This is a genomic window from Chitinophaga japonensis (genome assembly GCF_007830125.1).
In the GTDB taxonomy this organism is placed as follows: domain Bacteria; phylum Bacteroidota; class Bacteroidia; order Chitinophagales; family Chitinophagaceae; genus Chitinophaga; species Chitinophaga japonensis.
Genome location: NZ_VLLG01000002.1, coordinates 840,343 through 861,964, shown reverse-complemented (window position 1 = coordinate 861,964; position 21,622 = coordinate 840,343). Strand labels below are relative to the sequence as shown.

The 21,622-nt window shown below is 43.4% G+C and carries 16 protein-coding genes and 1 tRNA gene; 13 read left to right on the top strand and 4 right to left on the bottom strand.

What is annotated here, in order from left to right; translation table 11 throughout:
- Positions 1–290: 290 nt before the first annotated feature.
- Both cydB and LX66_RS03300 read right to left on the bottom strand, forming a co-directional pair.
- Positions 291–1,325: a cytochrome d ubiquinol oxidase subunit II gene (gene cydB / locus LX66_RS03305; RefSeq protein ID WP_145710462.1), complete on the bottom strand. Its 1,035-nt coding sequence runs from the start codon at positions 1,323–1,325 to the stop codon at positions 291–293.
- A gap of 1 nt (position 1,326) precedes the next feature.
- On the bottom strand, positions 1,327–2,709 hold the full coding sequence (locus tag LX66_RS03300; RefSeq protein ID WP_145710461.1) for a cytochrome ubiquinol oxidase subunit I: 1,383 nt from the start codon (positions 2,707–2,709) through the stop codon (positions 1,327–1,329).
- 763 nt (positions 2,710–3,472) lie between these two features.
- On the opposite strand from LX66_RS03300, the gene LX66_RS03295 reads away from it, so the two are divergent.
- The 4 genes from LX66_RS03295 to LX66_RS03280 all read left to right on the top strand — a co-directional run bounded on the left by LX66_RS03295 (position 3,473) and on the right by LX66_RS03280 (position 6,029).
- A tRNA-Ser gene (locus LX66_RS03295) sits at positions 3,473–3,559 on the top strand.
- Positions 3,560–3,807: 248 nt separating this feature from the next.
- Positions 3,808–5,055, top strand: a complete 1,248-nt coding sequence (locus tag LX66_RS03290) for a site-specific integrase (protein ID WP_145710460.1) — start codon at positions 3,808–3,810, stop codon at positions 5,053–5,055.
- Between the two features lie 70 nt (positions 5,056–5,125).
- Positions 5,126–5,446: a DUF6922 domain-containing protein gene (locus tag LX66_RS03285; protein WP_145710459.1), complete on the top strand. Its 321-nt coding sequence runs from the start codon at positions 5,126–5,128 to the stop codon at positions 5,444–5,446.
- 256 nt (positions 5,447–5,702) lie between these two features.
- Positions 5,703–6,029, top strand: coding sequence for an EF-Tu C-terminal domain-related protein (locus LX66_RS03280; protein ID WP_262713206.1), 327 nt, complete (start codon positions 5,703–5,705; stop codon positions 6,027–6,029).
- 76 nt (positions 6,030–6,105) lie between these two features.
- On the opposite strand, the gene LX66_RS03275 is transcribed toward LX66_RS03280, so the two are convergent.
- The gene (locus LX66_RS03275; protein WP_145710457.1) at positions 6,106–6,852 is read right to left on the bottom strand and encodes a sensor histidine kinase; all 747 of its coding nucleotides are present in this window, start codon (positions 6,850–6,852) and stop codon (positions 6,106–6,108) included.
- A 397-nt stretch (positions 6,853–7,249) separates the two neighbouring features.
- Between LX66_RS03275 and LX66_RS03270 the strand changes: the two genes are divergently transcribed.
- From LX66_RS03270 to LX66_RS03255, 5 genes are all read left to right on the top strand, one after another.
- Entirely contained in the window at positions 7,250–7,492 is a 243-nt protein-coding gene (locus LX66_RS03270; RefSeq protein ID WP_145710456.1) for a helix-turn-helix domain-containing protein, read from the top strand.
- A gap of 295 nt (positions 7,493–7,787) precedes the next feature.
- The gene (locus LX66_RS28515; protein WP_262713205.1) at positions 7,788–7,919 is read left to right on the top strand and encodes a hypothetical protein; all 132 of its coding nucleotides are present in this window, start codon (positions 7,788–7,790) and stop codon (positions 7,917–7,919) included.
- Between the two features lie 106 nt (positions 7,920–8,025).
- Positions 8,026–8,736 carry a hypothetical protein gene (locus LX66_RS03265; RefSeq protein WP_145710455.1) on the top strand — a complete coding sequence of 237 codons (711 nt, stop codon included), beginning with the start codon at positions 8,026–8,028 and terminating at the stop codon, positions 8,734–8,736.
- A gap of 76 nt (positions 8,737–8,812) precedes the next feature.
- The gene (locus LX66_RS03260) at positions 8,813–9,529 is read left to right on the top strand and encodes an AbiV family abortive infection protein (RefSeq protein WP_145710454.1); all 717 of its coding nucleotides are present in this window, start codon (positions 8,813–8,815) and stop codon (positions 9,527–9,529) included.
- Positions 9,530–9,943: 414 nt separating this feature from the next.
- Positions 9,944–11,581: a hypothetical protein gene (locus LX66_RS03255; RefSeq protein WP_145710453.1), complete on the top strand. Its 1,638-nt coding sequence runs from the start codon at positions 9,944–9,946 to the stop codon at positions 11,579–11,581.
- 223 nt (positions 11,582–11,804) lie between these two features.
- Here the strand turns inward: LX66_RS03255 and LX66_RS03250 are convergent, their stop codons facing one another.
- Entirely contained in the window at positions 11,805–12,914 is a 1,110-nt protein-coding gene (locus tag LX66_RS03250) for a hypothetical protein (RefSeq protein ID WP_145710452.1), read from the bottom strand.
- A gap of 714 nt (positions 12,915–13,628) precedes the next feature.
- Here LX66_RS03250 and LX66_RS03245 point away from each other — a divergent pair.
- The 4 genes from LX66_RS03245 to LX66_RS03230 all read left to right on the top strand — a co-directional run bounded on the left by LX66_RS03245 (position 13,629) and on the right by LX66_RS03230 (position 21,546).
- Positions 13,629–14,555: a GlxA family transcriptional regulator gene (locus LX66_RS03245; protein WP_145710451.1), complete on the top strand. Its 927-nt coding sequence runs from the start codon at positions 13,629–13,631 to the stop codon at positions 14,553–14,555.
- 111 nt (positions 14,556–14,666) lie between these two features.
- The gene (locus LX66_RS03240) at positions 14,667–16,115 is read left to right on the top strand and encodes a serine hydrolase domain-containing protein (protein WP_145710450.1); all 1,449 of its coding nucleotides are present in this window, start codon (positions 14,667–14,669) and stop codon (positions 16,113–16,115) included.
- Between the two features lie 314 nt (positions 16,116–16,429).
- The gene (locus LX66_RS03235; protein WP_145710449.1) at positions 16,430–18,349 is read left to right on the top strand and encodes an alpha/beta hydrolase-fold protein; all 1,920 of its coding nucleotides are present in this window, start codon (positions 16,430–16,432) and stop codon (positions 18,347–18,349) included.
- Positions 18,350–18,708: 359 nt separating this feature from the next.
- A complete protein-coding gene (locus tag LX66_RS03230; protein WP_145710448.1) occupies positions 18,709–21,546 on the top strand; it encodes a T9SS type A sorting domain-containing protein in 2,838 nt (945 codons plus the stop codon).
- The last annotated feature ends 76 nt before the right edge of the window (positions 21,547–21,622 follow it).

Below are 21,622 nucleotides of genomic sequence, written 5' to 3'. Positions count from 1 at the left end.
TTAGCAGTCTGATGTACGTGAGCAATACTTGGAAATACACAAGTAATTGATAATGAGTAGCATTAGCGTTCACCCCTGGAAAATATTTTCGTAACTTTTGATGCTACAGTACAGAATATAGGTTAAATGGTAAGTCCCTGCAATTTTTTGCGGGGACCTGTTTTTTTGGGAAATTCCAACATCCAAATACCAAATTCCAAAATGTAGGCCGGCCACCAATACCATTGTACTGTTACGGGTAGTCAAGCCACTGTCGCCAGTTTGGAATTTGGTATTTGGATGTTGGAATTTTAATAACTCATTTCATTCAGCTTCACTTTTCCCCGGAAGGTCCAGAATACAAAGAGGGTATAGGCCAGCACCAGCGGCGTGCCGATGGCAGCTATGATCAGCATGATCCGCAGCGAGGTTTCGGAAGCCGCCGCCTGGTAAATGCTGATATTCCAGGCCGGGTTGGTGGACGAAATAATAATGTTCGGGAACAGGCCAATGGCAAACAGGATAAGCAGGATGGCCGTGGTAATGCTGGAGAACACAAACGCCGTGAAGTACTTCCGGCTGTCAATATTCCGCTTGAGGTTTAGCACCGTGAGCACCGCCGCCAGGGGCAGGGCAAACAGCACCGGGTAGCGCTTGAACTCCTGGGTCATATGGGGAATATAGATCAGGGTGGCCATGGAGGTCATAATGAAGCAGAGGATAAAGAACTTGCTGCAGTTATTGACGAGCACGGTCAGCTTGGCATACAGCCGGTTCTCCGTTTTCATGGTCAGGTAAATGGCCCCGTGCATCATGAACAGCGAAAGGGTGGTAACGGCAATGAGGATGGCGTAGGGATTAAAGAAAGTGAGCAGGGTGCCGGTAAATTCATGCTTTTCATTAAAGGGCAGCCCCTGTATCAGGTTGCCGAGTATCAGGCCCAGCAGCAGGGTAATAAAGGTGCTGGAAGCCATGTAGCTGATGTCCCACAGCTTGCGCCACCAGCGCATGGGCTCCTTGCTGCGGAACTCGATGGAAATGGCCCTGAAGATCAGCGCTACCAGGAACAGCATAAAAGGGATGTAAAACGTAGAGAGGATCACCCCGTATACCAGTGGGAAGCCGGCAAAAAGCGCCCCGCCGGCAATGACCAGCCACACCTCGTTCCCGTCCCATACCGGCCCGATGGCGTTGAGCGCCGTACGGCGGCTTTCTTCCTTGTTAAAGAACAGGTGCAGGGCGCCCGCGCCCAGGTCAAAGCCATCCAGCACGCCGTAGCCGGTGATCAGCCCGCCAATTACCAGGAACCACCAGGTGGCAAGATCGAGACTGAGGAAAGTTGCCATATTAATGAATTGGGTTGATATTTCTTTTTGAATACAGGTCGCTCACTTCCTCTTCATTCTGCGTTACATCCGGGCCGTGCTGTATTTTACGGTGCAGCAGGAAGAGGAACAGCATGAAGAGCAATACATATACCAGGGTAAACAGCACCAGGGAGAACATTACCTGGTTGGCCGTTACGGTTTTGGACAGCGCATCGGAGGTACGCAGCAGGCCGTACACTACCCAGGGCTGCCGCCCCACCTCCGCGGTATACCAGCCTACCTGGTTGGCGATCTGCGGCAGCAGCACCGCCCCTACAAATATCATCATCAGCCAGCGCTGGTCAAACAGCTTTTTCTTCCAGAGCAGGAAAGCGGCCAGCAGGGTGAGCGCAATGAGGAACATACCGATCCCCACCATGATATGATAGGTCTGGAAAACAAAGTTCACCGCCGTGGGCCGGTCTGCTTCCGGGGTGGCCCGCAGGCCCTGTACAGGCGTTTTAAAGCTGCCATGCGTAAGGAAGGAGAGGCCGCCCGGTATTTTAATGCCGCTGGTTTGCTGTTTCTCCTGGTCCACCCATCCCAGCAGGTACATATCCGCCACGGCCAGGCTGTCGAAATGCCCTTCCATGGCAGCCAGCTTGGCCGGCTGGTATTTGCTGACATAATGCGCGGAGCGGTGCCCGGTAAAGAGCTGCAGCAAAGCGGCCACTACCGCCACCCGCAGCCCTACTCTGAACATGGCCTGCGCATGTTTGGTAAACTGGCGGTGCAGGATGTACCAGGCCGCCACGCTCATGACCAGGAAGGAGCCGGCCAGGAAAGAGCCGATGATCACATGGGAAAAGCGGTCTATGGAAGAGGGGTTGAACACCATTTCCCAGAAATTGGTCACCACGGCCCGGGCCTGCATGCCCTCCCCCTCGATCCGGTAACCGGTGGGCGTTTGCTGCCAGGAATTGGCGATCACGATCCAGAGGGCGGAGAAGATGGAGCCCAGGGCCACCATGATAGTGGCAAAAAAATGCACGCCCTTGCTTACGCGGTTCCAGCCAAACAACAGTACACCCAGGAAGCCGGATTCCAGGGCAAAGGCAAAAATGCCCTCCGCCGCCAGGGCGCTGCCAAATATATCGCCCACGTAGTGGGAGTAAGTAGCCCAGTTGGTGCCGAACTCAAATTCCATCACAATGCCGGTAGCCACCCCTATGCCGAATATGAGGGCAAAGATCCTGATCCAGAAGCGTGTGATCTCCTGGTAGATGGCAGAACCCGTTTTCAGGTACAGCCCTTCCATGATCACCAGGCATACGCCCAGCCCGATGCTGAGGGGAGGATAGATATAATGAAATGCGATGGTGAATGCGAACTGCACTCTCGAGAGTATTTCAACTGACGGCATATATATGATGTTTGAAGTATGAAGTAGGATGTAAGATTCCTGCATCCTACCTCTTATTTCTTACTTCCCGCTTCCTATTGCACAAAGGTAGTAGCCCGCAGGGAATGCAAAGCTGATCTTTGTCATAAATCAGATGGCGATCATAACAGTATAGTTGTAGCATAAAATATTTTATCGTTAACTGGTGATTAACATATTAAAAATAAGAATCTTTTTAATTTCGTTCCTGTAAGAAGTAGAAGATAGTTAGCCTTACATTATTTCGGGGGTGCATCGATCCGGGAAGCATTACCCGGCCATATCCTAGGGGGGGACTTTTTCTTACAAGTTGAAATAACCACTTAGTAGAAAAACACGCAAACCGCACAAGGGTCAAACATATTGTGATTGTCATGTGAATGTTCAAGAATTATTTGTGTCTTTTAATGGTTAAACCAAATAGGGAAAGAGCCTGATATTCATCAGGCTCCCCTTTTTGGAAAACGGATACCATGCCCCGCGCATTTGCATCATCCTGTTATAAGATCATGAAGGAAGCCATTTTACAAGCCATCGGGAAAGGTTTTCATTGTTATAGTTCATAGGTACATGCATTCCATAGACTAAACGTTGTGTCTTAATGGATAGCTAGACGGAGCTTGATGTCTATCGGGCTCTTATTTTTTTTAATATAATCAGGCTTTTTGGCAGGAGATGCTTATTTTTTGCTTGGAAATACGGTGCAAAATCTTATCTTTGCCACCCTGAATAAAAAAATTCAACCGGAGGAGTGCAGGAGTGGTTGAACTGGCACGCCTGGAAAGTGTGTATACTCGAAAGGGTATCAAGGGTTCGAATCCCTTCTCCTCCGCAGGATAGGTTATCAAAAGGTACTAAAGGCTCGTAAAACGCTGGTTTTACGGGCCTTTTTACATTTTTCCGGTTCAATTGAATTCAAACGAATTCCAAAAAAACGGGGAAAATTCGGTGCACCGGAATTATTGCCATCTTTGGTGCACCGAATGGTGTGAAAGCGCCCAACCGGTGAAGGTTTCGTGGAATTGAGACCTTTTTTAGTGACGGATTTAATAATTCGTAAACCTTAAAAAAGGAGTGAAGATGAAACACCGTATTAGCATTCTTTTTTACATCCGTAAATCAAAGATGACGAAAGACAAATTAGCGCCTATTTACATGCGCATTACGGTAAACGGTCAAAGACTGGAATACAGTATTCAGCGTTATGTAGCGGTTGCCCGGTGGGGGGCGGCGGCTGGGCGGGTGAAGGGCAGCGGTGCAGAGGGCCGGCTGTTGAATGCCTATTTGGATGCGCTAACCAATAAAGTGCATCAACAGGAACGGGAAATGATGCAGGATGGCAAGATCATTACTTTTGACAGTTTCCGGGAAAAATGGCTGGGAATTACAGAACGTCCCCGTATGCTGATGGAGATTTTTCAGCAGCATAATGACCAGATGGCGGCATTGGTGGGTAAAGAGTTCTCCCCGGGCACTTTGGAGCGCTATAACACATCAATGGCTCATACCAAAGCTTTCCTTCAATGGAAACATGGTATTGCAGACATTGATATAAAAAGGCTGAACTATGAATTAATATACGATTATGAGTTCTGGCTCAAAACTCAAAGAAGTTGTAGCCATAACACAGCTATTAAGTATATCAGTAATTTCCGGAAGGTTGTTAATATCTGTATAAAGAAGGGCTGGTTACAAAAAGACCCTTTCCTGGGCTTTAAAATGAGCAAACATGAGATAGAAAGGGATTTTCTTACCGAAGAGGAATTACAAGCGATTGCCTCAAAAGATTTCGAGATTGACAGGTTAAACCAGGTAAGAGATATTTTTATTTTTAGTTGCTTTACAGGCTTAGCATATGCGGACGTACAGAAACTGAAGAGATCAGAGATTGGGCCTGGAATTGATGGTGAGCGTTGGATATTTACCAGCAGGCAGAAAACGGAAGCCCGGTCTCGTATACCCCTACTGCCTTATGCTGTGGCAATTATCGAAAAATATAAAGATCATCCAGCCTGTATACAATCCGATCGTGTTTTGCCGGTATTAAGTAATCAGAAGATGAATGCCTATCTGAAAGAAATTGCGGATGTATGTAAAATACGTAAGCTTCTTACCTTTCACATAGCAAGACACACTTTTGCTACCACTGTCACGCTTAGCAACGGTGTACCAATAGAATCTGTCAGCAAGATGTTGGGGCATAAAAATCTGAAAACCACCCAACACTACGCAAAAATCCTAGACAGGAAGGTTAGTGACGATATGAAGCTATTGCGGGAAAAATTTAATTCAGACAAAAAAAGCAATTCGACGTTTAAAACAGCTTGAAAACAGGCAATTACGCTATCCATTGAGGAAAGTGGGTATTGTCGTATATTTAGTGAAATTATATTAACAGATGAAACAGCACATTTTATCAAAAAACGCCCGGCAACCCAATCTTCATAAAAGATTGTTCTGGGATTGGCAGTTTGATGAAATAGACTGGCAGGAAGCCTACCGGAGTATTATTGCCAGGGTTATTGAAAGGGGGACAAAGGAAGAATGGGAAGAATTGGTGCGTTTTTATGGGAAAACCAAAGTGATCAATGCTTTGAAACATGAAATTAAATACCTGCCTGATTATGCAATAGAGGATGTATCCGGTTATTTTGGGATCAAAAAGGAAGAGTTGGTATGCTATACACGGAAACAGTTGAGGCAGGGACATTGGCTTTAATCAAAAACTTAATGTCCGATGTTGCCCGAAGGAGGTAGGCGCTGCAATTTGTCCCACAACCTGTGGGACAAATTGGAGGAAGCGCTGATTAAGGGCTTCGTTGAGTGCGCCTTTTTTTGCGCACAGCAAGATGGAGTGTTGTCCACAACACGGCCTTTTTAGGCGTACTTTTTTGGGAAGTGAGTGAGCCTTTATCGCTCACAGCAAGATGTTGTGTTGTAATCAACACCTACTATTTTGCAAGTATTAAGGCGATATGATAAATAATAATCTTATAATTGTCAAGGCTCGTATTTCAATGAAGAAAACAGATGAGGGAGGGCGAAGGTCAGGTTTTAAATCGGGATACAGACCCAACCACGTATTCGAAATGCCGGAGGATCTGCATAAGTTAAAAACTTATATAGGAGATATTCAGTTTGAGGACCAGGAATTCATTGCTCCGGGTGAAACTAAAATTGTAACCGTGAGATTTCTCAGAGTACCTCAGATTGAACACTATATGAAAGTTGGTCAGAAGTGGTTAATTAACGAAGGAGCCAAAACTTTAGGTTTTGGAGAAATTTTAGATGTATATCCTTGACAACTATGTTGATTTGCGTTTTTATTCTGAATCCCTAATTTATTTTCTTTGCCTCCAAAATTCAAAATCAGTACTATCAGACAGAAGGTATCTCTGTTCGTAGGGGTATGAAAAAACTAAAGGTCGTACCGCCATTCTCGTTGAATGCCGTAATTTCTCCGCCTAATGAGGTTACGCAAAGATGGCTGATATATAACCCTAAGCCCGTTCCGGCCCGCCCTTTTTCCAGTTGCTTAAAGGGTTGGAACAAAAATTTCAGTTTATCCTCTGCAATACCGCCACCCTGATCTGATACTTGAAATGATAATTGCTTATCTCTATTCAGGCTAATATTCAAATTTATACTTGTAGCGGGCCGTGTGAATTTTATGGCGTTGTTGATAAGATTATATAAAACCTGTCCCAGCTTTACCTGGTCAGTAATGATATTCTCTGGGACATTATTGGCAATGTCAATACGGATTTTAACAGATACTGCCGCAACTGCTCTATCAAACTGTTGGACAAGCTGCTTTAACCATTCACGAAAATGGAAACGTTTATAGTGCGGGTCTAAATCCAGCCTTCCATTGCTGTATTTTGCAGTGGCAGTCATATTTTCCACTACATTCAATGCATAGTAACCGGTGGCGTTAATAGCGGAAATACACTCCGCCTGTTCGGTTGCCTGCATTTTTTGATTGTACAATATGATGTCGCTAAGGGAGCAAATTGCAGCTATCTGAGAACGGATCTCATGTGCCAGTATACCAATGAAAGTTTCCATTGTGTGGGTATCTGTCGCAGTTATAGCGGTTTCGGGATGGTTTGCTGTATGTCCCATGGTACTGGATTTTACTTAACCGAGTAATGGCATTCCTCACAGGATTGTATGTGGAATGCTGAACGGTTGGCAAGCTGGACTGCAGCCAAAAGGGTAAAAAAAGACGCGAGGCCCAACTTGCCGCTCAGAGGGCTAGCACACCCCGCATACGAACAAGAAGGAGCACCCGCGCCATAGACGCGAGCACTGCCCTTATCATCTCGTATGCTTTTGAAAGTGCTAGTTTCTGAGCGAGAATCAAAGCGCAAGTACTTCAAATATTATTAGAAGACTGCAAATCTAATGATTAGTACGAAGATAGGAACTTCCTAATAAATTCCTATTATTATAGGCTCTATTTAATTAGGACTTATTTAAAGTGGTACTTTATTAACAGGCAAATCTCTATTTTGCCTGTATGGCAGGTAAAAAATCAGAAAAGCTAGACCAGGAATATTACAAGCGGTTAGGGAAGAGAATTAAAGACCTTCGCATAAGCGCTGGCTATAAGAACGCGGATTTTTTTGCGTATGATCATGGTATTGGCCGTTCTCAGTATAGCGAATATGAGAGGGGGAAGGATATGCGATTGTCTACATTGAGAAAGCTGGCGGTGGCGCATGGGATTACGGTAGATGTGTTGTTGAAGGGACTAGCGTAGAATAAAACAATTCCTATAAACACCTTTTAATATAAGTAGCCCCTATATTTCTACTTGAATTTCTACAATTGCCACTAAATGGTTTTAGCTAAAATTTATAGTATTTAGTACTAATTTGGTTAGTTTTTTATCCACAGCCTGTGAAAAATTATCCTAGCGAGTAGAATTTTTTAAGGAGTAACTTCATACATGTTAAATCAATAATTTAGGGGGACTGCAAGATTAGCCTTTTAAACATTATAAAGGCTATGAAGAATAGAGCCCTTCACCAATGTAATAATTAAAATTTTATTCAATGGCAAAGAAAGTAACAAGCGCAAAAGCAGCTTCTGCTGCTTCTAAAGTGCTCAAAGATGGAAGAACAAGTAAAGCTAGCAAGGCTGCTGCAGGCAGCGCTTTATCACAACGCGAGAAAAAGAAGCGCTAGTTATTCAGAAGATGAAAAGGGATGCATTTGCTTCCCTTTTTATTTTTATCGTTCATAAAACGAGAATTGAATAAGATAGATGTCTTACAGAAGAAATAGAGGTTAAATGAAACCACAATTATCTACTTTCATTGATTACCGCAATCAGTCGATTTGGGACTCTCTTAGTCAGGTTTATAGTGTAACTCTAGAATATTTTAATGAGTCGTCACATTTATGCTACACTAAGGATTCAAATGCGGCCATTTATATACCTGTTGGCAATACTTGCAAAGATTCTTTTACACATGAACTGTTACATATTTATCTTAAAGCAAAAGGTGCTTTTATCGGCAATTATATCACGCTTATAGCCAGAAGTAATTCAACGCTTATTAATGTTCTTTCAGAAGAACTACTTGAACATATTGGTAATTGCCTTGATCACTCTAAAATGTTGGAAATTTATTTACAACTTGGCTTTGACCGGAGAAATTTCATCAGTGACTATGAAGTTCCTAAATGTAGAGAACTTGAAATCAAGTTCATTGAAAATTCATTTAATTCTCCAATATATTGGAGAAATGGGGCTGATTTATTTTTGGGAAAGTTCTTTGCTATGAAGGCCTGCCCTAATCTTTCTTTCAATTATTTGGAATATCATAGGCAATTGAGAAATATTGATAGTGCATTATATGATATCCTTGAAACCTTCTGGACAGAATGGGAAACATTTGACATTGAGAAGATTGATCCATTTTATAGCTACTATGAGTTTGCCGGTACATTTACTGATAACTTAGAGAGCTGGACATTTTTTAGAAATAAGGATAAATAGAAATGTATTCAAAATGGATTCCATTGATATTCTTTATATAGCTTTAATCTTATTTGTAAATTAATTTTGGAAGACAATGAGTTCGGATTTCTTAGAAAGTTTGTTTGATGAGATAGAGACATATTCGGGTGTTGTTACCCCGGAGATGGCAGAAATTGGTATAAAGCTTTCAATTGAAAATGCTTTTTCTTTACTTTCTGAATCAAGATTACTTCTGAATAATAGTTATTATCCTCGCGCAATTGCACTTGCAATTCTCGCAATAGAAGAAAAGGGAAAGATCGAAATGATTAAACAATTACTATTATATAAGCAGAAAGTAGCTTCGGCATGGCAGAATTTTAGGGATCATAAACACAAAAATGCTAATTGGAAGTTCCCTTTGCTTAAAGAGAAAGGCATTAACAACATTGAACTTTTATCAAAAGTTACAGATCCCAAAGGGCCAGCTGCTTTAGAATTAGATAGGATCAAACAGTTGTGTTTTTATACAGATGCTGCAAGAATGAAAGGCAATAAGAGCAAATGGAATTGGCTCCAACCTACAGATATTTTTACGAAAGATTACGCCACCACACTTCTTATGATTGCAGAAAATTTCGTTAAAGACGATGGCATTGATTGGACATCTGAAGCCCTTAGCATATATAAAGACTATTTTACTCCAAAAGATGGGGAAGAACAAGTGACAGTGCAAAAATTTATTTCTTTTTACAAAGATCTTGAAAACAGGTCGCTCATCTCTAAAGAACGATTTATAAACATAATGGCAAATATTTATATCATGCAGTAGTAAATTGAGATAGCTACTTTGCTAGGTATTTGAGAGTATAGATTAGAAAATTGGTAACAGTAATTTACTATATTCTTCTATAAAATGAAACCTACAAAATACTATTCGCTAATCTTACTTCGATTTAGTTCAGTCGATAGATTTCTTGTTAAGGCATCGGTATGGACAGGCGGTGAAATAATGGATTTTGTCAATAGCTTAAAATAATATAATGGCTTTTGTTTACAGGGGGCGAAAGAAGCAACGAGAATGGATTATTAAAAAAGGGTCACTAAAGAGGTTGCAGAAGCCCAGTTCTACTGACATGAGTTACCTAAGGTGTAAAGCCATTTCCTGCAGCAAAATGCAGCGTATGGAATCTCCTTCTTTAACCCAAATGACATCAATCGAGCATACGAAAATCATTCTGTCATTATGAAAATATTTATTTCAGCTGATGAAATTTTCATTACTTACGAACAGCGGTCTGCTATAAAATATCATACGCAAATAACGACCTATATCATTCAAAAGTTTGGTCATACGGCAATTGGCGATCCTGCAATGCTTGGGATCATCTTAGAAGAGTGTTACGATTGGTGCGCACAGGAATTTACCAAGATCATATCGGTGATTGACGATAAACTATTTGTATGTTACTTGTTTGCATTCCATGAATCTTCAGTAAAGCTTTGGACCCGTGTTTTGGGTGGGGAGAATATCTACGAAACGATTGCCATAAAGGAAGATGATCTAGCCATGAACAGGAGGATATTTAAACTGGCATTGGAACAGACCTGTGATGTAACCTATACTCGTATTTCCAAAGAAAATCCGGCCATACTCCTGCAATATGATGAAATAATAGAAGACCTGTTGTTTCTTGGATCAGAACTATTCGGTTTTGCACAATACCTTGCCGAAATGCGAATGATCCCGGGGACGCTGCAACTGGACATTGGTGCAGATGGATATTTGAAATTGGCAAGGCCTTCGGCAATTGAGGCGATATTCTCAAAACTGAAAGAGGTTATGAACGAGGACTTCAAGTATGGCATCTTTGACAAAAAGGGAGTTGATGAGATGAAAGTTGCATTGAAAAATTGCATGGGTATAGATTATGATTTTGCAGGCCATCAAATAGTTCATATAAAAAAGCACCACAGCCCCGAAGGCTGGAAATTTCAAACAATAGAGCCTGGCATCCTTATTCAAAACCAAGTGAGCCAGGGAGCCAGCCAACAGAATGCTGCAGACTTTTATAATGGTCTTACTTTCAACCGTCAGAATAAGTTGCCTATCAAAGAATCTGTATATAAAGTTAATGCCATGGAACGACATTTATTTCGTCCGATCCTTGTAGTTAATGAAAATGGAACGGACCGACAGCTTATCGGCGTGCAAAAATGGGCCGAAAGCATTACGGTTCTTGCAACTAATGGATTTCAATGGAACAAAGCCGCCAATGAATGGAAAAATAATCCATGTTTTGTAAAGTACTTGGATAGAAAAAGTGAGCAACATGACAGTCTTTTGGAAGATGAAGTTGTAAAAGTTCTGGACCATCTGCATCTACCCTATGATCGAAATATTTTATCTTTTTCAGACGGAGGAAAGCACTCTGTTAAGGTTGACGTACAAGGTATCGGTGAGATGGATTTTGTCTGGGTTGACCCGAAGAGAAATGTGATTGTAGTCGCTGATTGTAAGTATAATCGTGCCAGATATGATATGCTTTCCTTCTCGGCCGATTACTCCAATTTTAAGCAAACTTATGAACGCAAAATTGTCAATAAAGTCAAATGGGTCCAGGGAAATAAGGAACTTGTTTGTAAGCATCTCGCCCGCAAATATCCCGGTTTTTCCATTAAAGCGGCAGCTTGCCAGGTGGAAGGGATGTTCATAATCAATACGCCTACATTTTATATGGTTAATGGTGCTGTTAAAACTGTTTGCTTTTTTCGTCTTGCTGAATTTATACGTAATAATTATATGCCTCCCGGTCTTGCAGTCTCCGAAAGGTCAGCAAGAGGCTGGCGCATAAAAGTAATCGACTATCCATATTTTAAGTAGCCCGCTTGTCTTAAGGATATTGATATATTTCTCCGTAATTGGGTGCCTCCACAGTGATGATGGGCTTCCAACAACCCAAAAATTTCTGCCTTACTTCGGAACTTACGGCTTACTTTGATTGACTTTTCCTCCATATCGATAGTTTAAGCAACTAATGTAGTCACTTTAAACTCCCTCCAACCAAGTGTACTTAGTCGGAGGGATACCTTCTGGTTAAACATGATCAAATTTGACGAGTTTTCCTTTTCCCGGAAAGAATAGATTGCGTATGAAATTCAATATGCCAACTAAAAAAATGACTGTTTTTCGTAGAATAAATTAAGCATATATTACCTTCAATATCCGTAATTAAGTTCAAAAGATCTTTAGCAATTCTCTCTTTTCGAAGAGTAATAACGCTTCCATTTTCTACGCCAATATAACCCTGTTCATATAGACTATCACAGATAGGGCAATTTAGCATAACGACATTGATGTTTATTTTTTCTTCATCTAAACATTCGCTTCTTTTTTTTATATGTGCGCACCGGAGAAAATCCGTTGGATAGATCTTGTGACAAAAACAACATTGACCTTCGGGCTTACCGTTAGTTAATAAAGATTTTAATCGAGCCTGTTCTTGTCGAACTTTTACTATGCCGTCACGATCCAAATCCCCAATATACAATTCCCGCGATATTTTTTCATTTGGGGGAGTTTCCTCATAGGCCAGAGTGGGACAGGACATTTTTTCTAGTTCATCGTCACAATATTCTTTTAAGGAGGGGTATACACTTCCTAATTCAATATAAAATTTTTTTTCAATTATTAAAATAGCTATTCCGATCCCGACTTTACCTTCTACTTCGTTTGTAAGAGATGAATAATTCGAATAGTTATATTTTATGTAATTAGCTGTACGCCTAAGTTTGTATTCATCGTCAAAAGAGCTAAAATCTTTCAACCGCTTTGAGTGGATGCCTTCTCGTTCGAGAATATAATTGTAACGGTCATCTAATGCTTCATCTATTAAATCAGTGATTTTTTTCGTGTTATTAATTCGGATATTCAAACTATTGGCAAATTTTACAATTCTTTGTTGCTTTGTTTTAATAGTTTTTGATGACGCAATTGTTGCACTGTTTTTCCTGTTTTTAAGGCCGTTCAAGTCATTCTTGAATTCTTCGCTTTGTTGAATAGAATGTACACGTTCAGCCAAGAATAGTTTGATTGGTTTTTTTTTGGAATGCTTGTTCTTTTCTGTTTTGTCGGGATTGGGGAGGTATTTGTTTATTAGGGACTTTGTAAATCCTATCTCCTTGAGTTCGTTTTGAACATAGTAATTTTTACTCATAAATTCCATTTTATAAAAAATTCAGTCTGTCTACATCTTGGAGATGAAAGGTGTCAATGTGAAATTAACGAGTATTCTTTCAAAAAGAGAGAGTTAGGTCCTTCTTTTTCATAATATTTTCTAGGATTCAAATATGCTATCAAAGATATGTAACCCCAAAGTGCTATGTTTTTTCTTCGAAGCAAAAACTCATAGTCAGGTACAGAACACCTTAATCTTACACCTTGTAAAACTTTCAGTAGAGTAGAAAAGGCATTGCTCTTTTTTAAACCAATTTGTTTAAATTTGAACTGTAAACGTCACTAAAACCCAAGGTGGAAAATTCGGTGCACCAGCCCGCCACCAGAGCCGGATACCTTAATACTACAGCATATTTGAGGAGGAGTTCGAATCCCTTCTCCTCCGCTAAAGGGGACAAATCAATGCAAAAATGGTTTGTCCCCTTCTTTGTTTTCCCCTATATTGCCCGCCAGGTTTACGATTAGCTGAAAAATAAAATTTACCTCAGAGGTTCGAAACGTGTGGTTTGGGCGATCGGAAGCAATCCGGTCCGGGAAGCCCGTACAGTAAACTACTCAACACTATGCAAGAATATTATGTCCGTTTCTGACGCCCCGCTGTCTGTCAGTCCCTTTCAAACGTCGGTATTTTTGCTGTAGCAGACCCAGGAAGCATTTTGTGCTCCATTTTATCGAAGGAAAACAAACCTGGTTTATGAAAAAAATAGCGTTTATAGTACCACCAGCCGTTGAAATACTTGACCTGGCGGGACCTATGCAGGTGTTTACCGAAGCAAAGTACTATGGCTTCGAAGCTGAGCTTGAATTTTATTGCTTAGAGGAAGCTAGCGTAAGTTCATCAGGGCTTCCATTTGGTAAAGTCAGCCACTTCAGTGACGCTAACCTGTCTGCCAGCGATTATCTATTTGTGCCGGGCATGGATTTTCAATATGTTAGCAGCAGTGCTTTCAAAACGCAGCATGCATTCTTTAAGTGGCTGAAACATTGTTCCGATAAAGGCACGTTTATTTGTTCGGTCTGTAACGGTGCCTTTGCATTAGGTTATGCGGGTTTATTGAAAAACACCGAGTGTACTACACATTGGAGAAGAATAGAAGCGCTACAGCAAGCTTTCCCGGATGCAAAAGTATTAACCGGTATTTTGTTCAAAAAAAGCAATAATGTATATACCAGTGCGGGCATCAGCGCAGGCATCGACCTTTCACTGGCTATCCTGGAAGAATTGAAGGATGCCTTATTTACACATAAGGTGGCACGAGGGCTGGTTGTGTACCACCGAAGAAGCCAGAACCATACACAGCAAAGTGTTTACCTGGATTACCGGAACCATATCAATCCAAACATTCATATCGTACAGGATTATCTTATTGAGCATCTCGCCGATGAAAACTCCATTGAGCGCCTGGCCGATATGGTTGCCATGAGCCCGAGGAACCTGAGCCGGGTGTTTAAAGAAAAGACCGGTGCGACCATACTCGAATATCTGACGCTTTTGAGACTGGAACTGGCGAGAACCATGCTTAACAATCCCAATTTCACTATTGAATATATCGCTTCACGCTGCGGATTCAAAACAGCCAGGCAGTTGCAGCGGATCTTAAAAAACAATTCACGACATTGAAGCCGTATCAGCCCCGCACCTTCTGCCGTCACATCATGAAGGCTAAGGGGTTAATGAACAACAGATGGATCTTTCTATATACACCAGACTTCCAATATAAATCATAAGCAAATGAAAAAGTACCTGCTTTTAGTCCTTCTTAATAGTGTTTTTAACAGTTACGGCCAGAAGATCCCCTGGAAAATATCTTCACCTGAAGCACAGGGGATGAACTCGCTGACACTATCAGATGGTATCAGGGAGTTACAACAGGCCGGCACAAATATCCATAGTCTTTTAATCATCAGGAACAACCATGTGGTGCTTGATGCCGTTTTCTATCCTTACCGGCAACAGTATGCACATGATATAGCGTCGGTTACCAAAAGTGTTATGTCGCTCCTGGTCGGAATTGCAATTGACAAAGGGTTTATCAGGAGTGAACAAGATACGGTATTGAATTATTTTCCAGGGCATACCATAAGAAACAGCGCGCTTAAAATCCTGACCATAAAAGACCTGGTGAATATGGCATCCGGGTTCCAATGCAGTTCGGCCAATAGAGAAAAAGAGCTGGAGCAGATGCAGGACCAGGCTGACTGGGCTGGGTTTATGCTTGATCTTCCTTTCTCATCAAAACCAGGTGAAAAATTCTCTTACTGCAGCGGCAATTTCTACCTGCTCGCAGAGATATTGCAAAGGGCGACGAAAATGAAGTGCCATGATTTCGCCCGGAAATACCTGTTCGATGCACTGCAGTTCGGTACGACATACTGGGATCAAAACAAAAAAGGCGTCAATCATGGTTGGGGGGATCTTTATATGCGTCCTTATGATATGGCTAAGATTGGCGCTTTGTTATTACAGGAAGGAAAATGGAACGGGAAACAAGTTGTTTCAGCTAGATGGATACAAAAGATTCAACCCCTGTATTATGTGCACGGTACAGAATCGTATGGTTATGGCTGGTGGTTGGACAGTGAGAGCCCGGATGAAATACAGGCTATGGGAAGAGGCGGGCAGCGAATGTTCGTGCTGAAGGACAAAAATGTGGTTATCGTGACTACAGGCGGCGGATTTGATGCCGGAGAAATGGACAACCTGGTCGTGAATGCCATTGCAGCCTATCAACCGGGTGAGAACCATTATGCTGAATTACTGCAGCGGGTAAAGCAGATCCAGTTGCCTGACACGGGTAACAGCCAGGAAAACAATTTTTCAGCAGGTATGCTCAATAAAACCTTCCAGATGGAAAACAATGATCTCGAGATAACTGCTTTCCGGTTCGAAAAGGGCAGTAAGGATTACTATCTTATCCTTGACATTGAAGATGGCGGGAAGCAAAAACTGGCGATCGGGATGGGTAACCGATATGTAATCTCCCATGAACATCTGTTTGGTTTACCCGTTGCGCTTAGAAGTTTCTGGAAAAAGGAAAAACTTCTTGTTGAATATAATAGCCTCTCCAGTATCAACCTGTACAGATTTACCTTCGTTTTTGATAACGATAGTGTTGATTTCAGAGCCGAGGATATAACCAACAAACGAAACATATCTCTAAAAGCCAGCGCTGCAAATTGATTGATTGGCATCCTGACCAACCCCTCCGTTTCATATGTATGCCCGGCATAATGAACGGTATTCCCTCTGCAGGAAAGGTTGTCAAAAGGTACTAAAGGCTCGTAAAACGCTGGTTTTACGAGCCTTTTTACATTTCAAACCCCGGTGCCGGACTGGTTCCGCGATGCACAACTGGGGATCAGGACGCATTGGACCCCACAATGTCTAAAAATTATCATCGGTGATTTTTGAACTTTTTGAACCGCTAAATTTCATTTCTTTATAATGCCGGGAACTCCCATGGCAATACCACGTTTAATGAAAAATCATACGGCATGAAGAAGTTAATTTTTAATATTCCCATTCTTTTGTTATTTGCCATACCCGCTTTTGCACAAGGTGTCATTGAACATGCACCTCCCGGATTTGATTCCCTGCGTGCTGATATACCACATGGCCGGATCGATACTATCAGCTATAACTCGGCAACGGTAGGTAATTCCCGCAGAGCGCTGATATATACGCCGCCGGGATATTCCAAAAGGCATAAATACCCGGTGTTATACCTGTTGCATGGCATAGGCGGCGATGAAAAGGAATGGCTGAAGGGCGGCGCCGTCCAGGTAGTGCTGGACAACCTGTATGCCGAAGGAAAAATTAAGTCTATGATCGTTGTTATGCCTAACGGCAGGGCCATGAAAGATGACCGGGCCACCGGCAATATTATGGCTCGTGACAAAGTACAGGCATTTGCCACTTTTGAAAAAGATCTGTTGAACGATCTCATTCCCCATATACAAAAGAAATACCCCGTTTACACGGACCGGGAGCACCGGGCCATTGCCGGCCTGTCAATGGGCGGGGGGCAGTCACTGAATTTTGGCCTGGGTAACCTGGACAAATTTGCGTGGATCGGCGGTTTTTCATCCGCGCCAAACACTAAAGTACCGGAACAACTGGTGCCGGATCCGGATGAAGCAAGGCAGCAAATAAAATTGCTTTGGATCTCGTGCGGTGCCAGCGATGGATTGATTTCATTTAGCAAACGCACACATGACTACCTGCAGAAGAACCATGTGCCGCATATCTACTACATTGAGCCGGGTAGGCATGATTTTAAAGTATGGAAGAACGGACTATATATGTTTTCCCAACTGATCTTTAAACCGGTGGATACGGCTGCCTTCTCAAAATATCCTGTAGTGGGTGCTCCAGCCGCAACCAATGTGCGCAATGCAAAGTATCCGCAGATAATGGCAGACCACCGCGTTGTTTTCCGCGTTAAGGCGCCGGAAGCACGGAAGGTGCAGGTTGACCTGGGCCGCAAGTATGATATGGTGAAAGACACAGGTGGTTACTGGATCGCAACAACAGATTCTATTGGTGAAGGATTTCATTATTACTCCCTGCTTATAGATGGTGTGGCCGTTGCGGACCCCGCCAGTGAAACTTTTTATGGTATGGGAAGAATGGCCAGCGGTATTGAAATACCCTTTGCCGGCGGTAGCTATTATGCATTAAGAGATGTGCCGCATGGGGATATCAGGATCAGGAAATACTTCTCAAAGGTTACCGGTTCATGGCGGCAGTTGTATATCTATACCCCGCCTGGTTATGATGAAAATATAAACGAAAAGTACCCCGTGCTCTACATTTTACATGGGGGCGGTGAAGATGAAACCGGCTGGGCCACACAAGGGAAAACGGATCTGATCCTGGATAATCTGATCGCTTCAAAAAAAGCGGCGCCTATGCTGATCGTTATGCCCGATGCAAATATGGATGGTGCTGCTTTTGATGAATCTGTGCTGAAAACATTTGAATCAGAGCTGAAGCATATTATTATTCCCCTGGTGGAAAAAAGTTATCGTGCTGAAACCGGTGCAAGTCACCGGGCACTGGCCGGTTTATCCATGGGGGGTATTCACACGCTTTATACCGGTATTAAGAACACGGATCTGTTTTCCTACCTGGGAGTATTCAGCTCGGGCTGGATCCAGCCCCGGCAGAGGAGTATTGCAGACGCCCAATACGATTTTATGAAAACCAACAGAGACATGATCAACAGCAATCTGAAAGCGCTGTGGATCTCCATGGGAGGGAAAGAAGATATTGCCTACAGGAACTGCCAGCTCATGCTTACAAAGCTGGATGAGCTGAATATTAAACATACTTACAGCGAATACCCGGGCGGTCATACCTGGCCGGTATGGCGGAATAACCTGTTCAATTTTGCACAGCTCCTTTTCAAGTAAGTATTAGCGTGCCCCATGCTCAGCTTAAAGCGTGATATTGATAGTTGGCCTGACATAATAGCAGTTAGAATCAGGCGAAAGTAAAAAGGGCTTAACGGCAAAACCCTATGAAAATCTGAATTTGAAACAATCCCTGCCATGATCTGGAACATTTGACCCCCATCTCTCAAAGAATAGCTGAGTAGTTTTACAACGTTCAGTTAAGAGAACGATTCCCGTTATGAAACAACGTCTGCTCCCAGGGCTTTCTCGCTATGATGACATGTTGTCAGAAATCTCATCAAATATTCACGCCTGGGCAGCGCGTTTCGTTTTGTCAATTTTCTCCACACCATTTCACTTAAACGAACTTAAACTCCATGAAAACTACATTACTGACACCATTAAAACAAAAGGGGATGCTGCGTTTTGTCTCCGGATCTTTCATGTTCCCCCAGGTATTCCTCCAGTTCAGGCAAAAGAAACCTGCCTTTCTCTGTTTACTGCTCCTGAGTACCGTGTTCCCGGGCTATAAAGTGGCAGCGCAGTCAACCGGCTATGTCTGGAAGAATGCACCTGTTGGCGGAGGCGGATTTGTAACCGGCATCGTTACCCATAAAACGTCCGGCGACAGGTATTGCCGCACAGATGTAGGCGGAGCTTACCGCTGGGATGCAGCGAATAATAGATGGATCCAACTGCTCGACTGGATTAACGAATCGGAGAATGGATTTATTGGCGTAGAAGCACTGGCCCTGGACCCGCAAAACGCTAATAATGTTTATATGCTCTGCGGTACCTCCTATATCAACAACGGAAGAACGGCTATACTGAAATCAACGGACAAAGGAAATACTTTCACTTATACAGATGTTACGGCTAAATTTAAAGCACATGGAAATGGGAACGGACGCGGGAATGGAGAACGCCTTGCAGTAGATCCCAAAAACAGTAACATATTATTCTGCGGGACCAGGGCCAACGGATTATGGAAAAGTACGGATGCCGGCGTTACCTGGAGCCCTGCCTGGAATGGCGTAACTACCACGCCCAATGAGAATGGGATATGTTTTGTAATTTTTGATCCTTCCAGCGCCGTAGTGGGAGGGGCTACGCAAACCATGTATATAGGCATTTCCCGCACCGGAAGCGCCAACATTTATAAGAGCACGGACGGAGGCGCCACCTTTACTCCCATTTCCGCAACCACCAGTTTTATGCCGCACCGTGCCGCACTGCAGGGAACTACCATGTATGTTACCTATTCGGATGATGCAGGTCCGCAATCCGTTGGAGGAGATGGGAAGCTATATAAGCTCAACACGGCTACCGGCGTGTGGACAAACGTTACCCCTGTTCACTCGAAGGATTATGCATACGGAGGAGTAAGTATAGACCCGACCAATGTTAACCGGGTAATAGTTTCTACCTGTGGTATGTATTGGAACAACCAGTTTGGTACCGGCTGGGGAGACTTTATTTTCCTCTCTACCGATGGCGGATCGACCTGGACACTTAAAAACGGCACGAACGCCACCTATGATAGTAATGGCATAGGATGGACGGTGGGGGGCGCGGTTAACTGGATGGACTGTATCGAATTTGATCAATCCAATCTTTCAAAAGTGCGGGTAATCGGCGGAGGTGGAGTATATACCTGTTCCGATATTACAGCCGCAAATCCCTCCTGGAAATATGATGTGATAGGAATTGAGGAAACAGCATTGCTTGACGGGATAAGCATTCCCGGAGGACCGTTTATTTCCTCTTTCGGAGACGTAACAGGCTTTGTGCATGAGCCATTGACAGTTTATCCGGTAAAAAGGCTTTCTCCATCAGATTACAATAACCATAGCATTGCTTATGCCGCTGGCAACACAAACAAAGTGGTAAGAATTGGTAATGGAGGAAACGTTGTTTACTATTCCAACGACAAGGGTGCTTCCTGGACGGGAGCAGTTACTAATAAGGGTGCGTCAGGCAGGGTGGCTGTCAGCGCAGATGGAGGCACTATACTGCACTGCCCCGGCGGTTCCGCAACTACCTACTATACGACTAACAACGGAGCCAACTGGTTTGGCTGTTCGGGTGTATCCCTCGGAGACGCTGCTCCAGTCGCCGACCAGGTAAATTCGAACTATTTTTATATATACAATCCAACCAACGGACAGATGCTGCGGAGCTCCAATAAGGGGGTCAGTTTTTCAGTAGCGGGCACGCCGGGCGCATCAACCGCGAATCATCCGTGGGAACCAGCCTTGATCCGGACAGTGCCGGGTTTTGAAGGGCATGTATGGGTACCGCTTGGCCGCAATGGACTAAAATACGCTACCAACTATGGAGCGACGTATACGACTGTTTCAAGTGTAACTTATTGTAAAACGGTTGGGATCGGAAAAGCAATGCCCGGAGCCAGCTATCCTACTGTTTTCATCTGGGGAACAGTGTCAGGCGTCACAGGCCTTTTCAGGTCAACAGACCAGGGTGCTACCTGGACCAGGATGAACGATGATGCCCATCAGTTTGCAGGCGCACCATTGCTGATTGGAGACATGAATGTTGCCGGAAGGGTATATATGAGCGCCGGCGGCGGAAGAGGTTTAATTTACTGGGAGCCTGCCGCCTGTACACCTACTGCCATTACACCATATGTAAATATCAATAACGGAACCTGGCAGCAGGCAGCCAATGCTGCTTTAGCTGCTGGTGGTAGCGTACAGTTTGGCCCTCAGCCCGTACAGGGCGGATCCTGGAGTTGGAGCGGGCCGAATAATTTTAGTGCTACTACGCGGGAAGTATACATATCAAATGTCCAGTCCAGCCAGGCAGGGAACTACGTGGCTACCTACACCAACAGCGGAGGTTGCAAAAGCACACAGACCTTTAATATTACCCTGACCGGCTCCTTACGGAGGAACTTCCTGACAGGGATGGCCAGTACTTCGGCTGCCGGAATATCACCGAAAGCCAGCATTAATGAGGATGCTGTCAACATATATCCGAACCCTGCCAGTGAGGGAAGGTTTACGATTCTTCTTCAGGAAATTCCGGAACATGCGATCGTAAGGATTTATGATAACCAGGGCAGGATGCTTTACGAAAAGAAAACGGATGGCGGTAACAAGATAGAGATCAATTCACGGCTTAATGCAGGGTTCTACATTGTTGCGATAGATTCGAATGGATCTGGTTTCACTAAAAAACTCATCGTTCATTAACGGATTTTTGACCAGTTCGGCACAGGATTGATCAATGATATTGGGTACTGGCTTGGATACCAGGATCGGGTATTGG

What these genes read in the sequence shown, in the direction of transcription:
- cydB (WP_145710462.1), bottom strand. Translation starts at nt 1,325, where the DNA reads ATGGCAACTTTCCTCAGTCTCGATCTTGCCACCTGGTGGTTCCTGGTA.
- LX66_RS03300 (WP_145710461.1), bottom strand. Translation starts at nt 2,709, where the DNA reads ATGCCGTCAGTTGAAATACTCTCGAGAGTGCAGTTCGCATTCACCATC.
- LX66_RS03290 (WP_145710460.1), top strand. Translation starts at nt 3,808, where the DNA reads ATGAAACACCGTATTAGCATTCTTTTTTACATCCGTAAATCAAAGATG.
- LX66_RS03285 (WP_145710459.1), top strand. Translation starts at nt 5,126, where the DNA reads ATGAAACAGCACATTTTATCAAAAAACGCCCGGCAACCCAATCTTCAT.
- LX66_RS03280 (WP_262713206.1), top strand. Translation starts at nt 5,703, where the DNA reads ATGATAAATAATAATCTTATAATTGTCAAGGCTCGTATTTCAATGAAG.
- LX66_RS03275 (WP_145710457.1), bottom strand. Translation starts at nt 6,852, where the DNA reads ATGGGACATACAGCAAACCATCCCGAAACCGCTATAACTGCGACAGAT.
- LX66_RS03270 (WP_145710456.1), top strand. Translation starts at nt 7,250, where the DNA reads ATGGCAGGTAAAAAATCAGAAAAGCTAGACCAGGAATATTACAAGCGG.
- LX66_RS28515 (WP_262713205.1), top strand. Translation starts at nt 7,788, where the DNA reads ATGGCAAAGAAAGTAACAAGCGCAAAAGCAGCTTCTGCTGCTTCTAAA.
- LX66_RS03265 (WP_145710455.1), top strand. Translation starts at nt 8,026, where the DNA reads ATGAAACCACAATTATCTACTTTCATTGATTACCGCAATCAGTCGATT.
- LX66_RS03260 (WP_145710454.1), top strand. Translation starts at nt 8,813, where the DNA reads ATGAGTTCGGATTTCTTAGAAAGTTTGTTTGATGAGATAGAGACATAT.
- LX66_RS03255 (WP_145710453.1), top strand. Translation starts at nt 9,944, where the DNA reads ATGAAAATATTTATTTCAGCTGATGAAATTTTCATTACTTACGAACAG.
- LX66_RS03250 (WP_145710452.1), bottom strand. Translation starts at nt 12,914, where the DNA reads ATGAGTAAAAATTACTATGTTCAAAACGAACTCAAGGAGATAGGATTT.
- LX66_RS03245 (WP_145710451.1), top strand. Translation starts at nt 13,629, where the DNA reads ATGAAAAAAATAGCGTTTATAGTACCACCAGCCGTTGAAATACTTGAC.
- LX66_RS03240 (WP_145710450.1), top strand. Translation starts at nt 14,667, where the DNA reads ATGAAAAAGTACCTGCTTTTAGTCCTTCTTAATAGTGTTTTTAACAGT.
- LX66_RS03235 (WP_145710449.1), top strand. Translation starts at nt 16,430, where the DNA reads ATGAAGAAGTTAATTTTTAATATTCCCATTCTTTTGTTATTTGCCATA.
- LX66_RS03230 (WP_145710448.1), top strand. Translation starts at nt 18,709, where the DNA reads ATGAAAACTACATTACTGACACCATTAAAACAAAAGGGGATGCTGCGT.